The 16,038-nt window shown below is 40.5% G+C and carries 9 protein-coding genes and 7 tRNA genes; 4 read left to right on the top strand and 12 right to left on the bottom strand.

Annotation, left to right across the window (positions count from 1 at the left end; all coding sequences use genetic code 11):
* Nucleotides 1–74: 74 nt before the first annotated feature.
* Entirely contained in the window at nt 75–2,114 is a 2,040-nt protein-coding gene (locus ATS75_RS08415; protein ID WP_058560013.1) for a prolyl oligopeptidase family serine peptidase, read from the top strand.
* 98 nt (nt 2,115–2,212) lie between these two features.
* On the opposite strand, the gene ATS75_RS08420 is transcribed toward ATS75_RS08415, so the two are convergent.
* The 10 genes from ATS75_RS08420 to ATS75_RS08465 form a co-directional block, all read right to left on the bottom strand.
* Complete coding sequence (locus ATS75_RS08420; protein WP_058560014.1) at nt 2,213–5,296, bottom strand: efflux RND transporter permease subunit; 3,084 nt, start codon at nt 5,294–5,296, stop codon at nt 2,213–2,215.
* The gene (locus tag ATS75_RS08425) at nt 5,293–6,492 is read right to left on the bottom strand and encodes an efflux RND transporter periplasmic adaptor subunit (RefSeq protein ID WP_058560015.1); all 1,200 of its coding nucleotides are present in this window, start codon (nt 6,490–6,492) and stop codon (nt 5,293–5,295) included. Before ATS75_RS08425 ends, ATS75_RS08420 begins: the two co-directional genes overlap by 4 nt.
* Nucleotides 6,489–7,898 (bottom strand): TolC family protein, encoded by a 1,410-nt coding sequence (locus ATS75_RS08430; protein WP_058560016.1) that lies wholly within the window; start codon nt 7,896–7,898, stop codon nt 6,489–6,491. Before ATS75_RS08430 ends, ATS75_RS08425 begins: the two co-directional genes overlap by 4 nt.
* A gap of 577 nt (nt 7,899–8,475) precedes the next feature.
* Nucleotides 8,476–8,551: transfer RNA gene (locus ATS75_RS08435), tRNA-Phe, on the bottom strand.
* 130 nt (nt 8,552–8,681) lie between these two features.
* Nucleotides 8,682–8,757 (bottom strand) — tRNA-Thr (locus ATS75_RS08440).
* A gap of 94 nt (nt 8,758–8,851) precedes the next feature.
* Nucleotides 8,852–8,927, bottom strand: a tRNA-Phe gene (locus ATS75_RS08445).
* A 130-nt stretch (nt 8,928–9,057) separates the two neighbouring features.
* A tRNA-Thr gene (locus ATS75_RS08450) sits at nt 9,058–9,133 on the bottom strand.
* A gap of 56 nt (nt 9,134–9,189) precedes the next feature.
* Nucleotides 9,190–9,265, bottom strand: a tRNA-Phe gene (locus ATS75_RS08455).
* Between the two features lie 45 nt (nt 9,266–9,310).
* Nucleotides 9,311–9,386, bottom strand: a tRNA-Thr gene (locus tag ATS75_RS08460).
* Between the two features lie 69 nt (nt 9,387–9,455).
* Nucleotides 9,456–9,531: transfer RNA gene (locus ATS75_RS08465), tRNA-Phe, on the bottom strand.
* Between the two features lie 363 nt (nt 9,532–9,894).
* On the opposite strand from ATS75_RS08465, the gene ATS75_RS08470 reads away from it, so the two are divergent.
* Nucleotides 9,895–12,672, top strand: coding sequence for an ATP-binding protein (locus ATS75_RS08470; protein ID WP_058560017.1), 2,778 nt, complete (start codon nt 9,895–9,897; stop codon nt 12,670–12,672).
* A 47-nt stretch (nt 12,673–12,719) separates the two neighbouring features.
* On the opposite strand, the gene ATS75_RS08475 is transcribed toward ATS75_RS08470, so the two are convergent.
* Both ATS75_RS08475 and mutY read right to left on the bottom strand, forming a co-directional pair.
* Complete coding sequence (locus ATS75_RS08475) at nt 12,720–12,992, bottom strand: oxidative damage protection protein (protein WP_058560018.1); 273 nt, start codon at nt 12,990–12,992, stop codon at nt 12,720–12,722.
* 39 nt (nt 12,993–13,031) lie between these two features.
* Nucleotides 13,032–14,090 (bottom strand): A/G-specific adenine glycosylase, encoded by a 1,059-nt coding sequence (gene mutY, locus ATS75_RS08480; protein WP_414858279.1) that lies wholly within the window; start codon nt 14,088–14,090, stop codon nt 13,032–13,034.
* 141 nt (nt 14,091–14,231) lie between these two features.
* Here mutY and trmB point away from each other — a divergent pair, with 141 nt between their 5' ends.
* A complete protein-coding gene (gene trmB, locus ATS75_RS08485) occupies nt 14,232–14,957 on the top strand; it encodes a tRNA (guanosine(46)-N7)-methyltransferase TrmB (RefSeq protein WP_058560019.1) in 726 nt (241 codons plus the stop codon).
* A 40-nt stretch (nt 14,958–14,997) separates the two neighbouring features.
* A complete protein-coding gene (locus ATS75_RS08490; RefSeq protein WP_058560020.1) occupies nt 14,998–16,023 on the top strand; it encodes a methyltransferase in 1,026 nt (341 codons plus the stop codon).
* Nucleotides 16,024–16,038: the final 15 nt, after the last annotated feature.

Genomic DNA, 16,038 nt, shown 5'->3' on the forward strand with positions numbered 1-16,038 from the left:
ATTAATCTCAATTATCTTGTCCAAAAAAATGGGGCATCATAGGATGGTGTTTTATTATACAAAAATGAAAAACTATGAAATTAAATGCATTACTGACGTTAAGCTCGGCGCTGCTATGTGCATCCTACAGCGTAAACCTTTACGCAAACGACACATTGATGGCCGAAGACATTTTCCAGCTAGAGTATGTGAACAACCCACAAATAAGCCCTGATGGTAAGAAAATCATTTACCTACGAAGTGGTTATGACATCATGAAAGATTCTGCAAAACGCAGTATTTGGCTGCACGATGTAAAACAAAACCAGCATTACCCATTACTCGCTGATGAACACAGTTACGGGCAACCGACTTGGTCACCTGATTCTAAAAAAATCGCGTTTACTTCTAATCGAAGCGGCAGTAATCAACTTTATGTTTATTGGTTAGAACAAGACAAATTAGCGTTATTAACCCAGCTCCCTAAGTCAATTCGCAGTTTAAGTTGGTCTAATAATGGTAACAATATCGCATTTACCATGAATGTGCCTGCCGGTAAAACAGACTTTGTAAAATCAGTTAAATTGCCTCAAAAGCCCAAAGGAGCGTCTTGGTCAGACCCCGTCAAGATTTATGAGAAAGCACGCTATCAAGCGGATGGTTCAGGCTTTTTAGAACCGGCTTATCGTCATGTATTTGTTGTACCCGCTAATGGCGGTACAGCCCGACAATTAACAACTGGGAATTTTCAGCATTATGGGCCACTTGCATGGTCTCCTAATGATAGCCAACTTGCTTTTTCATCAGATCAACATGCTGATTGGGAATACCGTACTACTGAATCTGATTTATATGAAGTTGATATAAACGAAGGCACTTACACTCAGTTAACTCAATTGCCAGGGCGAGAGTCTAGCCCGACTTACTCAGCAAATGGCAAACAAATTGCTTTTATTGCTCGTGATAATGCACCTGTTCCGTATATAAATTCAACGCTCAATGTTATTACGAAGAGTAATAAAAAAATTGCCTATATCAGTAATGACTTTGACCGTTCAGTGGCTGATTACAAATGGTCAGGTAAAGGTGATTTTGTTATTCAATATGACGACTATGGCAAGCGCAAGCTGGCAAAATTATCATTTAAAGGCAAAATAAGCGACCTTGTTGATTCACTGTCAGGCACTTCAATCGGTCGTCCGTATATCAGCGGTAGTTTTAGCCTCGCTAAAAACGGAGCAATTGCCTACACCAAGGGCAGTAGTCAGCGCCCGGCTGATTTAGCCTATTTATACAAAGGAAAACGTAAAACCTTAACCGCTTTAAATGAAGATTTATTGGGCCACAAGCAATTGGGCGAGGTCCATGAGTTAAACGTTAAGTCATCATTTGATAATGAAAATATTCAAGGTTGGTATATTACCCCGCCTAACTTCGACAAAACTAAAAAGTACCCTTTATTGCTTGAAATTCACGGTGGCCCACACCTTGCCTACGGACCCAGTTTTACAGCTGAGCTACAACGATATGCCAGTGAAGGCTATGTGGTGGTGTATATGAATTACCGAGGTTCAACCAGTTACGGTAAAGACTTTGCTTTATTACTCGATGGAAAATATAGCTCAAAAGAAGACTTTGCCGATCATAATTCAGCGGTTGATGCCATGATAGCCAAAGGGTTTATTGACGAAGAAAACTTATTTATTGCAGGCGGCTCTGCAGGCGGTATTGCCGCAGCTTACGCCATTGGCTTAACCGATCGTTTTAACGCCGCGGCAATCACCAAACCAGTAATTAACTGGCTGAGTAAAACGTTAACGGCTGACAGCTATATCGGCCAAATCCGCAATCAATTCCCAGGCATGCCGTGGGATAATGTTGAGCATTATTGGCAGCGTTCACCCTTATCATTAGTCGGTAATGTGACAACACCGGCATTACTGATGACGGGTGAAGAAGACCGCCGCACGCCGATTTCAGAATCTGAGCAATTTTATCAAGCGCTGAAATTACAAAAAGTAGACACGGTGCTTATTCGTGTACCTGGCTCACCTCATGGTATTGCAGGACGACCATCTCGTATGATCTCTAAAGTAGAGCACACGCTAGCATGGTTTGAGCGATACAAAAAATAACGCTATCTCTGTAATCCAGTAATAGCTTATTTATAAAAAATGCCGCTTAATTGCGGCATTTTTATTTATCTATTTTATAGCGTAATATTGATTGTTAACTACTTAAACCAACCTTGAAAGCGTTCCATCAACATGTAATTTACTGGCACCAGTAACAAGGTAATAAATGTCGCAAAGATGATACCAAAGCCAAGGCTTACTGCCATCGGTATTAAAAATTGCGCCTGTGTGGCTTTTTCAAACAGTAACGGCATTAAGCCAATAAAGGTTGTTAAACTGGTTAACATGACAGGGCGAAAACGTGCAACACCGGCTGTTTTCACAGCTTCCATTAACTCAAGCCCTTCATTGCGTTTTTTATTGATGAAATCAACCAATACTAAAGAGTCATTCACCACTACACCAATCAATGCCAGCATACCGAGCAGGCTCATAATGGTCAGCTCCATCCCCATGATCCAATGCCCGATGACAGCGCCAATCATGCCAAATGGGATGATGCTCATGACGACTAATGGTTGTAAGTATGATTTAAATGGAATCGCAAGCAAGCCATAGATAACAAAAAATACAAACACCATGCCCCACAGTAATGAGCCAAACGATTCGCGTTGCTCTTTGGCCTCGCCGTCTAGCGAGTGACTAATCCCGGGGTATTGCTGTACTAGCTCGTCTAAATACGTTTTTAAATCCGCTTGTAATACAGTCATATTAGTGTCGGTTTTTTCTACATCGGCCGAGACATTGAGCGTGCGATAACGGTCAATTCGACTGATTGTTGATGGGCTTTGACCCGGCACTAAAGTCGCGACATGCGATAACGGCACTCGCCCGCCACTCGGGGTTTGAATTAGTATATCTTTTAAGTCTGCAACGGATCGCCTTTCATCAATCGGTAAACGCACCATTACACGCACGTCGTCACGGCCACGTTGAATGCGCTGTACTTGAACACCAAAAAATGAGTTACGTACTTGCCTTGATACATCAACTCTATTTAATCCCAGTGCCAAACCTTGCTCAGTTAACTCTATTTGCAGCTCTTCTTTACCGTCTGACATGCTGTCGGCAATATCAAACACGCTTGGGTAGGTCGCTAAACGTTGTTTAATTTGCTCAGCCACTTTTTGTAATGTTGCTATTGAATTACCAGATAGCTGAATATCAATCGGACTGGAGCTTCTGCCGATTTCAGCCCTAAATGTAAGGCTTTCGGCCCCAGGGATCACACCGATGAGTTGCCGCCACTCTTTTACTAACTCTCGTGAGCCAATATCAGACTCTCGCTCTTCAGCAGGAGTGATTTCAAAACGAACACTGCCTGAGTTAGCTGCGCCGCCTCTACCACCTGTGCTGGCCAAAATATTAAGGATAATACTTTCACCTGTTTCTTCATCTCGGTATTTACTTTGCAGCTCACGGGCTTTGTCTGACATATCAATAATGTATTTATTGGTCACTTCAAACGGTGTACCCGCTGGGAAGGTTAAATTAACCCGCACAGTTTCGCTTGGAATACGCGGGAAGAAAATAAACTTAGTCCATCCACTGGTGATCATGGTTAGGATGATTAAGAATACCCCCATAAACAAACTTACTGTAGCCAGCTTATTGCGCAGTGCTAAACCAAGTACAGGCTGATAATACTTTAAAATAGCGTGCTCAAACCCATCGGCGAATCGCTGTTGTAGCTGTTCTAACTTAGAGCCTTCACCCTTTTGATGACGCAATTTAATGTATTTCAAATGCGCAGGTAACACGAATTTAGACTCGATAAGAGAAAATAATAAAACAGGAATAACCACCACAGGTATTTGGGCGAAAATGGCACCTCGCGCCCCTTCGATAAAGCCCAGAGGTAAAAATGCAGCAACCGTCGTCAATACACCAAATGTCACTGGCGTTGCCACTTCTTGAGTCCCTTTAATAGCAGCTTCTTCTCCCGATTTAGCTGTTTTTAAATGGGTATAGACGTTCTCCCCTGTGACAATGGCGTCGTCCACCACAATCCCCAGCACTAAAATAAAGCCAAATAAACTGATTACATTAATTGTGACGCCAAATGCAGCCATCGCCATAAATGCGCCCATAAACGACACGGGAATACCAATAAACACCCAAAATGCAATCGCGGGTCTTAAAAATAAAGTCAGTAAGCCCAACACCAAAATACCGCCCTGTAAGGCATTACTCGTTAAGGTGGCGATACGGCTTTTTACGACTTGTGAATCATCATCCCAGTAGCTTAAATAAAACCCTTGCGGTAAATTAGCTTGCTCGCTGGTAATGTAATTTTTTACCGCATCAGCCACTTCTATCGCGCTTTGCGGGCCAATACGATACACATCAATAAACGCAGCCTGCTTGCCATTAAAACGAGTTCGCACAGGGGTTTCTTCAAAATCATCATTGACAGTTGCGATGTCGCTTAGGCGAATAATTGTGCCATCTGCTTGGTTTTTAATAACAATATTAGCAAATTCATCTTTACGGTAAGCCTGCCCTTTTGAACGAATAAGTACATCTCCCCCCTCAGTTTTTAAATTACCAGCGGAGATATCAGAACTAGAGTTGGAAATGGCATTAGAGATTTGTGCCAATGTTAAATCATACTGGCGCAGTGTATCTTGGCTCACTTCAATGGCGAGTTCATAATTACGTACACCGCTTAATTCAACCTGTGTAATAGCGGGTATACGCAGCAGATCGTCGCGCACTTGCTCGGCATATTCCAGTGTTTCTTTTTCGTTGTAATCGCTTGAAACAGTCACCGCGATAACTTCGCGTTTGCGCTGTATTAAACCAATTACTGGCTTTTCTGCATCCGCTGGAAAGGTATTGATTGCATCAACACGACTTTTTATGTCAGCAAGAATTTCACGTTCATCGTAGCCGGTATCAACCTCAACACTCACTTGCGAAGAGCCCTCTGATGAGCGACTCGATATTTGTTTTATCCCTTCAAGATCTTGAAGTGCCTCTTCTATGCGTATCGTGACACCTTTTTCAGCATCTTCAGGAGTTGAGCCCCGTAAGCTAACACTGATATTAATACGATCAGAAACAAAAGAAGGGAATACCTCCAGCGGTAACTTGGCTGATATGCTAAATAATCCACCCAACACAATGCTTATTAGTAATAAGTTGGCAGCCACATGGTTACGGGTAAACCAAGCTATCATGGCTGCTCTCCTCGTTTTTGGGCTTTCTTCGTCTGCTCACCAATGATTTGCACAGGCGTACCTGAACTTACCTGACCCAGCGGCGTAAGCACAAGCTGATTCCCTGCTTCAAGCCCTTTACTAACAATACCTTGCTGTGCATTCTGCCATGCTAAAGCAATGTCTTTACGTTGTAGCACGCCATTTTCAACAACATAAACATAAGTGCCTTGGTAGATAGCGCTGTTTGGGATGACCAATACTTGCTCGGCAACTTTGCCATCAATTTTAGCTTTTACATACTGCCCAATTTTTACCGGATATTGATTGTTACTGGTTGATTTATAAGGGTCGTTAATCTTAGCTACCACATAAAGCTGCTGCGCGCTTTCATCTATCGCGCCTTCAGTGCGAATAAGCTGGCCTTGCCACTTTTGCTCGCCAATTAAATTAGAGGTAAAGTTAACGGCTGAACCACGCGCGTTAGTCGAACCATCAGTGTATTGCTCTGGCAGGTTTATAAAAGGGAGATCTTTATTTTTTAATGGTAAGCGAATTTCAACACTGTCAGTTGCAAATATCGTGGCTAATTGCATGTTATTAGATACAACTTGGCCAAGATCAACAGTACGACTTAAAATCCGCCCTGCATATGGAGCCTTCACTTTAGTACGCTCAAGATTAAGCTGTGCTTTTTCTAATTGTGCTTGTGCAGAAAGTACTTGGGCTTGAGCTGCTGCTAGCTGAGGCTTTCTGAGTACCAGCACACTCGGCTCAGATTCATTGCCTAAACGCTGCCAGTCAGTTAAGGCTTGGCGTCCTCGCGCTTGCTCTTCAAACAAGTTCTGCTCTGCATTGAGAAGATTGGCTTGGGCTGACTTCACTTCAGCTTTTAAATCGCGATCGTCTAACTGTAATAACACATCACCTTCGCCAAAAAATCCCCCCTCACGGAACTGTTCATTGATAGCTGTAATTTGCCCAGCGACCTGCGCCACTAACATACTTTGGGTTCGTGGCTTTACGGTACCAAAACTATCAATTTGTACCGTGTAATCAATCGGTTTTAGCAGCTCTACTGCAACATTGATTTTAGCTTTTGGCGGGGCTGAAAAGCGAGATGCTTTAGGTGGGTTACCCTTGATAAACATAATTAAAAATACAGTCGCAATAATAATAACGGCTGGAATAATTACTTTTTGTTTATTGATTTTCATAATGCTTGCTCATCCTGTGCGGATCTTGATTTTGCAAAATCGCCACCTAGGGCAACATGTAAATTGATTCGATTGGTTAATAACTGGTTTTTTATATCTATGAGTGAGCTTTGAGCATCAAACGATCGTGCTTGCGCGTCTAGTACTGTGGTGTAACTCACTAAGCCACTTTGGTATTGCTCAAATGATAATTGCTCTGCTGCCAGTGCATTCTCTTGAGCTTGTAACGTGCTTTGATAACGCGCCTGTAAAGATTGCTGCAGTGCAATGGCATTTTCAACATCACTAAATGAATCATACAAAGCATTCAGGTAGGCTTGTTCTTGCTTTTGCGTGTTTAACCTTGCTATCTCTTCGTTAGCTTCTAATCGACCACCTTTAAAAATAGGCGCTGAAATACCACCGATTAATGACCATGCAAGGCTAGATGGCGAAAGTAAATCACTCACCCTGTCTGTGTTGTCACTTATTCCTGCTGATAAGTTTAAGCTTGGAAAGCGCTGCTTATGGGCATAAGCCAGTGATGCATCTGAAGCAAGTAATTGATACCAACTAGCTCGCAATGCAGGCTTGCGAGTGATTAGTTCAGAAGGGATACCTAAAGGAACCTCCTCTTTAATAACTGGCAAGTCTTGATTTGCTTCGAGCGCTCCGCGTGGATAATCACCAAGGTAGCGCTCAAGTATACGTGCCGCCTTGGTTAAATTGGCCTGTTGGGTAGCAATGCGTGAACGTTCATTATTTAACTCATTTCGTGCTAAGTAAACATCCAATGCTTGGTTTAAGCCCTGGCGATAACCTGACTCAATGATCTCCAAGTTCTGTTGTGTATTGGCTTCTCTGCGTTTAAATAACTCAAGCAGTTGCTCAGCACTTATAAGATTGAACCAGCTGGTGACAACATCAGCAACTAATTGCTGTTTCTGCTGTTCATAGCGCGCTTGCTGAGCTAAATAATTTAGGTTGTCTCTGCGTTTTGCGTCAGAAAGTTTGCCCCATAAATCAATCTCATAGCCTAGTTCCAAAGTGAGTGAGCTTGAGTTGCTATAACTAACTGGACGGTTCCCTTTACTTCGGCCAATGCGAGAGGATATATCCAAACTCGGCCATAATGCAGACCCTGAGACGATAAGTTGTTGCTTTTGTATTTCTACATCATAGCGACTTTGAATGAGTTGCTGGTTGTTTTTAAGCGCACTGAGAACCAGTTGCTCAACAGCTGGTGTTGCTAAATCATCAAACCATTCATGATCCACTTGAGTAACTGACTCAAGAGTCGCTTGTTGCCACTGGACTGGTATTGCATTAGGAACTTGCTTTCGTTCTTGTGGATTCAAAGTACTTGCACACCCGCTGAGCAGCACAATACTTATCGCCAATAAAGATGGCTTATGTTGCCAAATCATATTAAAACCTGATTAATGCTATTTATGAACGTTATTCAAACACCTTAGTGAACATTGCTCAATTCACTTTACATAACATTACATATTTAGCGATATAGTTATAAGTTGCATCAATACGCCATGAATTAACATATTGATCACAATATAATTTACATTCCGCTACTAACCTAAAAGTCGATAAGAAAAACCTTCAGGTTTACTCCAAACCTTTAATACCTATTCGCTTAATTAAGTGATCAATTTTGAAGGTGGAAAAACGTGTTGATAACTAGACAAAAAATAGGCTATTTAGTTGTTCTAAATAAGAGGTTTTTAACGCCATTAGCGTCAGGTTTAATACCTAATAATGACTTAGCATTATTGCGGATTGGTATAAATTACAACAATCCGAATAGACGCTTAGCAGCTTGATATAATTGGTGAGCTTAGAAAATTTAAAACATTAGCACAATGAAGAAACGCGAACGCAGGGTGAAATACAAGGCTGTATTTTATAATCGAACGAAGTTCGATGCCGACCAATGATTAGTTAAAGTTAGAAACAAAAAAGCCCTGCTTTGCAGGGCTTTAGTATAAATGGTGCCTCGACCCGGAATCGAACCAGGGACACGAGGATTTTCAATCCTCTGCTCTACCAACTGAGCTATCGAGGCACTTAAACAGTGCGTGTTAATAGCCTAAACTATTAACTAAATAAATGCTGCCGACTAACCGAGTCGAACGGATAACTTAAATAAACTACTGATTAAAAGTCAGTTACTCTTTTCAAATTATCTAAATAAATGGTGCCGACTAACCGAGTCGAACGGTTGACCTACTGATTACAAGTCAGTTGCTCTACCAGCTGAGCTAAGTCGGCACACTAAACTGTGTGCTAAGGCACATATCAATTTTGAAGATTGATTAACTTTCTTAATTAAAAAAGCCTCGCTATTGCGAAGCTTTTAATTAAATGGTGCCTCGACCCGGAATCGAACCAGGGACACGAGGATTTTCAATCCTCTGCTCTACCAACTGAGCTATCGAGGCACTTAAACAGTGCGTGTTAACAGCCTAAACTATTAACTAAATAAATTGCGCCGACTAACCGAGTCGAACGGATAACTTAAATAAATTACTGATTACAAGTCAGTTGCTCTTTTCAAATTATCTAAATAAATGGTGCCGACTAACCGAGTCGAACGGTTGACCTACTGATTACAAGTCAGTTGCTCTACCAGCTGAGCTAAGTCGGCACACTAAACTGTGTGCTATGGCACGTGTCAGTTTTAAAGACTGACAACTTAATAAATGGTGCCTCGACCCGGAATCGAACCAGGGACACGAGGATTTTCAATCCTCTGCTCTACCAACTGAGCTATCGAGGCACTTAAACAGTGCTTGTTAACAGCCTAAACTATTAACTAAATAAATGGTGCCGACTAACCGAGTCGAACGGTTGACCTACTGATTACAAGTCAGTTGCTCTACCAGCTGAGCTAAGTCGGCACACTAAATCGTGTGCTTTGGCACGCGTAATAACGTTTATATTATCACTTAAACACTATTACTAAATAATGGTGCCTCGACCCGGAATCGAACCAGGGACACGAGGATTTTCAATCCTCTGCTCTACCAACTGAGCTATCGAGGCAGTTTCAGATTTAACTAACAACTACGCATATTTTTAATACACATCCCTAGCACTCTTCTGACTGAGCTGTTTGGGCGTGCGGCGTATTAAACTGGTTTTGCCCCTGCAAGTCAACTTTTTTTTTGTAGAGCCAAACTGTTTGAACAGTTTTACATCAATGTGATTAATTAACACAAGAAATGCTGCTTTTTAAAGCGCTTTTAAAGGTTTAACAGTATTAATGCGCTTTTTTAACGAAATCTCATGTAAAATGCATTTTAATATAGATTAACCAGTGAATTATTTCTGGTAAATGATAGGATTAATTTTCAGCATAAAGCAGCTATCCGGCCGCAGTTAATAATGATAATAATTGGAAAATAAATGCAAAGTAAATTTTCTTCCCTAGTTAAAGGCTTGTTGCCACTATTAATAGTTGTAAATCTGATTATTACAGCACTTGCTTTGGCCGCTTTCGCTTTCTACCCCTCAGCGCAAACGAGTAAGCTTGCACCTAAAGATCCTATCAATTTAATTAATTTAACTGAACAATTAGCTGAACCGCTTGTTACTGCCCTTACAGAGCCCGGACAAAATAGAGCCGCAAGATTACTTAATGTAAGCGCTGCATTTGATACTCAGATTGAATACTATCTATATAGATATGGTGCAAATTCGCCAACTGAGCTGGTCTATTCAAGTGCTAAACCAGCCATTGAGCCATTGAAACTTGATTTACACATATCAAATAAAAACACTGTATACAGGCAGTTGAAGTTAAATGACCAACCTGTTGGTGAATTAATTATCAAACGAGTACCACTGGTTGACACTTCAATAGCCACCAAATCAACTTCGTTATCTATCATAACAGGGGCATCAGCTCTCATTTGCTTAATCGTTTTATCGCTTTTAATAAATGCTTTTATTAATAGTAGGATTCGTAAATCCACCAACGCGTTAGCACATGAAGTGCAATCAATTATTGATTCATCGGATTACAATGAAACAATTAATGAGACTCTCGATTTAGGCTTACATGCGGTTGCTAAAAACATTAACCTGCTGCTTCAAAAAATACAAAGTGACATAAGTGATAACCAAGTTGCTCAATCAGATCTAGAAAAGTTACAAAGTAGCCTAGAAACTGAAGTTCAAAATAGAACTCTAGCACTTGAAAAAGCAACACACAGTGCTGAACAAGCAAGTGAAGCAAAAACAACTTTCTTAGCCACCATGAGTCACGAAATTCGAACTCCTATGAATGGTGTAATAGGTACTATTGATTTGTTACGACAAACAGAGCTTGATGGCGCGCAACATAGACTAAGTACTATAATCCGTGACTCTGCTTTCTCTTTGCTTGGCATTTTAGATGATATATTAGATTTTTCTAAAATTGAGGCGGGTAAATTAAATATAGATACTATCCCGTTCTCGGTGACTGATACTATTGAAGAAGTTGCACGCGTTCTTTCATCAATAGCAAAGAAACGCCAGTTAGAACTTGAGTTATGTATTGCACCTGATATTCCAACAAATTTAATCGGTGATACAATTCGAGTTCGCCAAGTACTTTATAATTTATGCAGTAATGCAATAAAGTTCACAAGTACCGATGATAAGCGTCGCGGTCATGTTCGTATTGCAGTTGAAGTGGCGCAAAATACAACTGATCACTTTACCCTCAGATTTACCGTAAGTGATAACGGTAAAGGGATGAGCCAAATTCAATTAAGGGAAATTTTTAGCCCATTTATTCAAGCTGAAAACTCCATTACTCGTGAATATGGCGGTACCGGCTTAGGTTTATCTATTTGTAAAAGTTTAACTGAGTTAATGCTGGGTACTATTTCTGTTTCTAGTGATGTGGGTATCGGTAGCGAGTTTGTTGTTGAACTCCCTTTTAGTACTGAGAGCACCATTAACTACGCTCATAAAAATGCATTAAAGGGTAAGCACGTAGCTTTAGTAACTGATGACTCATCAAGAAGACAAACATTAAGCCGTTACTTATCATTTATGGGTGCCAACACACATTACGCGCAATCACTTTCTGAAATAGAAGAAATTCAAGAGCGCAGTGAAATGATATGGGTACTTGATGGTATAGAGTCAATTGATAAAACAAATTCACTTTTACGTCGCTTAGTTTATACACTTGAAGATTATCAGCAACAAGTTGTTGTGTTAAGTAAGCTCGATGAAGCAGCGATTAACCATAAGAATATTTTTTACCTCAACGCTTCACCGTTGTGTAAATCTAATTTTATGATTTCAGTGCTTGTAGCAGCTGGGTTGCATACGCCTAAAAAAATAAAACAGGTAAAAACCCTCAATAATTACTTAAATATAGAACAAGCAAGAAACGAGAATAATCTGGTTTTATTAGTTGAAGATAATCTTTTGAATCAACAAGTTTTAACTGACCAGCTTCACTTGTTAGGTTTCGGTGTGGAAGTCGCCAACAACGGTGAAGAAGGACTCAAAATATGGCGAAAAGAACGCCACAAGCTCATTTTATCTGATCTACACATGCCAAAAATGTCTGGTTACGATATGGTTGAGAGAATCAGAGAGGAAGCTTCCCAGCTAGATGATATAAACGCACAGCCTTATATTATTGCCATTACGGCAAACGCATTAAAAGGTGAAAAAGAACGTTGCTTAAATGCGGGTATGAACGACTATATAACGAAACCCGTTGAACTTAATGCACTTGAAAAGCTACTTGATAATTGGCGAGATAAAAACCACGAAGAATCAGCGTTTGCGACTGTTGAAGAAGTAAATAAGCCATCTGCTCCAATTGATATGGATAAATTGTCTCAATACGTTAATAACGACAAAGCAAAGCAAATCCGCTTTTTCAAAATGTACATTGAGCAAAGCGGTGTGTTAGTGAAGGACATTAATAGTGCTGTTATTATTAATGATACTCAAAGCATTGCTCAGGCTTGCCATCAATTGAAATCGATCTCGACAACCATTGGTGCTGAAAGTATTGCAAAGCTAGCCATAAATTTTGAAGAGCATTGTAATCAACAAGATTTAACGAGTGACGAGCTTATTGAACTTAGGGATAATTTAGAGATTGAGTATTCACGAGTTGCTCAGTTCCTAAAAGAACAAGTTAGGCAGTCTGAACAAGAAAGCGAATAGCCAAAATCTAAATATAACTCAAAAAAATAAAAGGGCTTAATGCCCTTTTATTTTTCTGGCGGACGATAGCCTTCGATTTCAACGTCTTTATTTTCAAATAAAAACCCGACCATTTGCTCTTCTAAAAAGCGACGGTGTTCAGGGTCCATCATATTAAGGTGTTTTTCATTAATCAGCATCGTTTGCTTGTGTTGCCACTCACCCCACGCCTCTTTTGAAATATTATTAAAAATCTTTTCGCCCAACTCACCAGGGTAAAGCTGATAGCCAAGACCATCCGCTTCTTTTTGTAACTTTTGACAAAATACTGTGCGTGCCATGATAGACCTCTTATGCGCTTAAATTCGATTTCGCCTAGTTTAAACTATTGTGGCGATTTGTTTAACTAGCTTTTTAGTTGGCGCCGCTAAACCCACCTCAATAGATTGATCCAGCGGATACCAAACTAGCTGTCGCTCATTAACTACATCGGGCATTTTACTGAGCTTTAATACATGCGCATTAATAGTTAATTCGAAATGTGAAAAAACATGAGTAAACGGTGCTAAAGGGGATGTCTCAGCTGTTAATCCTTGCTGCGCTAAAAATGAATCTAACTGTGCTTTCTGCTCAAATTCAAAGAAGCTAAATAACCCCCCCCAAATACCTGAACTAGGCCTCTTCTCCATCAATACTTGCTCATCACATTGAACGATTAATTGATGACATACTTTTTTAGGCACCGCTTTTTTTGGTTTAGAATGAGGAAACTGTTTAACCACTCCTTCAACGTAAGCATTACAACGTGTATTTAATGGGCATGCTTCACAGTCAAACTTGCTGCGTGAACACACGCTTGCTCCCAAATCCATCATTGCTTGGTTAAACTGTGTGACATTTTCTTTTGGTGTGAGTTGTTCTGATAATTGCCAAAGTTGATTCTCAACTTTTTTAACGCCATACCAGCCTTCAACCATAAAATAGCGTGCAAGCACACGTTTTACATTGCCATCTAAAATTGGGTGATGTTGCCCAAGCGACAATGATAAAACAGCCCCTGCTGTTGAACGCCCGATCCCTGGCAATGCAATGACTTCTTCAAGCGTAGTTGGAAAAACACCCGCGTACTGATCCCTAACTATCTTTGCTGTTTTATGTAAGTTTCGAGCCCTGGCATAATACCCAAGCCCCGTCCAGTGATGTAATACAACGTCTTCATCTGCATTGGCTAATGAGATAATGTCTGGAAAACTTGCCATAAACTTTTCGAAATAAGGGATCACAGTCACTACTTGAGTTTGTTGTAGCATCACCTCAGAGACCCATACTTTATATGGGGTTTTATTTAGCTGCCAGGGTAACGTTTTACGCCCATGCAGCTGATACCAATCAACAACCTGTTGTGAAAACCACTGCGCATCGCTCGTGTTTAACTTCAAAATAACCACTTTTTTACTCGCCCCATGATAGCAGGCAGTCTAATGCTGTTAATAAAAAGGTCAAGTACTTGTGATCACGGGCGTGGTCAGGGATAATACGCCACCATTTTAAGACATGTTGTTTTCATCAGGCCAAAATTTATGAGTGATTCAAGTAACGATAACCTTGAGCAAGCAAAGCAAGAAGGTAAATATATTCGTACAATTCGTAGCTTTGTTAAACGTGAAGGTCGTTTAACTAAAGGACAAGCTGCAGCAATTGAAAAATGTTGGCCAACTATGGGCCTTGAGCACCAAAATGGCATGCTTGATCTAGCCCAAGTTTTTGGTAATGACAACGATGTGGTATTAGAAATTGGATTTGGTATGGGTAAGTCATTAGTCGAAATGGCTAAAAATGCACCTCACCTAAACTTTATCGGTATTGAAGTTCACCGCCCAGGCGTTGGGGCGTGCTTAATGGATGCTGATGAAGCTGGTATTACTAATTTACGCATATTTGAACACGATGCCGTTGAAGTTTTTGCTGATTGCATTGCTGAAGGTAGCCTCACTACCGTGCAATTATTCTTCCCAGATCCATGGCATAAAAAACGTCACCATAAACGTAGAATTGTTCAGCCAGCCTTTGTTGAAAGTCTACGCAGTAAATTAAAGATTGGCGGTGTTTTTCATATGGCCACTGATTGGGAAAACTACGCTGAACATATGCTTGATGTTATGCAAACAGCCGAGCACTTTACAAATCAATCAGCAACGAATGACTATGTCCCGCGTCCTGATTTACGTCCCCTGACTAAGTTTGAACAACGAGGGCATCGCTTAGGGCATGGTGTGTGGGATTTAATGTTCGAACGCATCAGCTGAAAACCTGACTAATTAATTTAACTTTAAGGCAAAGCCATTTATGAGTGCATTATCTAACCCAAGTTCTTTATTACTGCGAAATAGCGAATCACTTAGTGCTGCGTCTATTTTGGTGGTTAATTTTGCGCAAGATGGCTTTTTATCGCAGCTTAAGCAGTTAAACCCAACGAGCAGTATCACTGCATTTAGTTACAACCATGCTAACGGTGAGTTTGCTAAAAAAATAGCCGGCATAGATGTATGTATTAGCCATGAGATTGCACAAAAGCAATTTGATTTAGTCATCTATTATTACCCAAAAGCCAAACCAGAAGCGATGATGACGCTGGATAATATTCGTGCAGTTATCAGTGATGAGGCTGACCTATTAGTGGTGGGTGAAAATAAAAGTGGCGTAAAATCAATTGAAAAACAGTTCAATAGTCACTGTGAGTTTGGTCGCAAAATTGATAGTGCAAGGCACTGTGCTTTATATTTATTTTCAAATATTAAGCCGCTAGCTGAATTTTCAATTAGTCGCTATCACAAACTGTTTTCCGTTGATGTGGCAGACACTCAATTCAACGCTATTAGTATTCCAGGAGTATTCAATCATGGTGAACTGGATGCGGGCACTAAAATGTTGTTGGAAAACGCGCCAAGTGTCAAGAATGGTCAAGTACTCGATTTTGGTTGTGGCGCAGGGTTAATAGCGACCTTCTTGGGCCTTAAAAACTCAGGACTCTCTTTTGTTTGTTCTGATGTCAGTGCACTTGCCGCTTATGCAACCACACAAACACTCGCACTTAATAACATCAACGGCAAAGCTGTGCTGAGTGATGGTCTTGCAAGCATTAATGGTAAGTTTGATTTAATTATTTCTAACCCGCCTTTTCACACAGGTATCGCAACGGACTATACAATTGCAGAGCAATTTTTGAGTAATGCCAAACAACATTTAACAAAATCAGGCAAGCTCACCATAGTCGCAAACTGCTTTTTAAAATACCCGCCTATTTTAGAAACACAATTTGGTAAGTATCATACAGTTCATAAAAACAACAAATTCTCCGTGTATTCAAGTTAAATTAACTACACAAAA

It is taken from the genome of Pseudoalteromonas sp. H105, from assembly GCF_001469215.1.
In the GTDB taxonomy this organism is placed as follows: domain Bacteria; phylum Pseudomonadota; class Gammaproteobacteria; order Enterobacterales; family Alteromonadaceae; genus Pseudoalteromonas.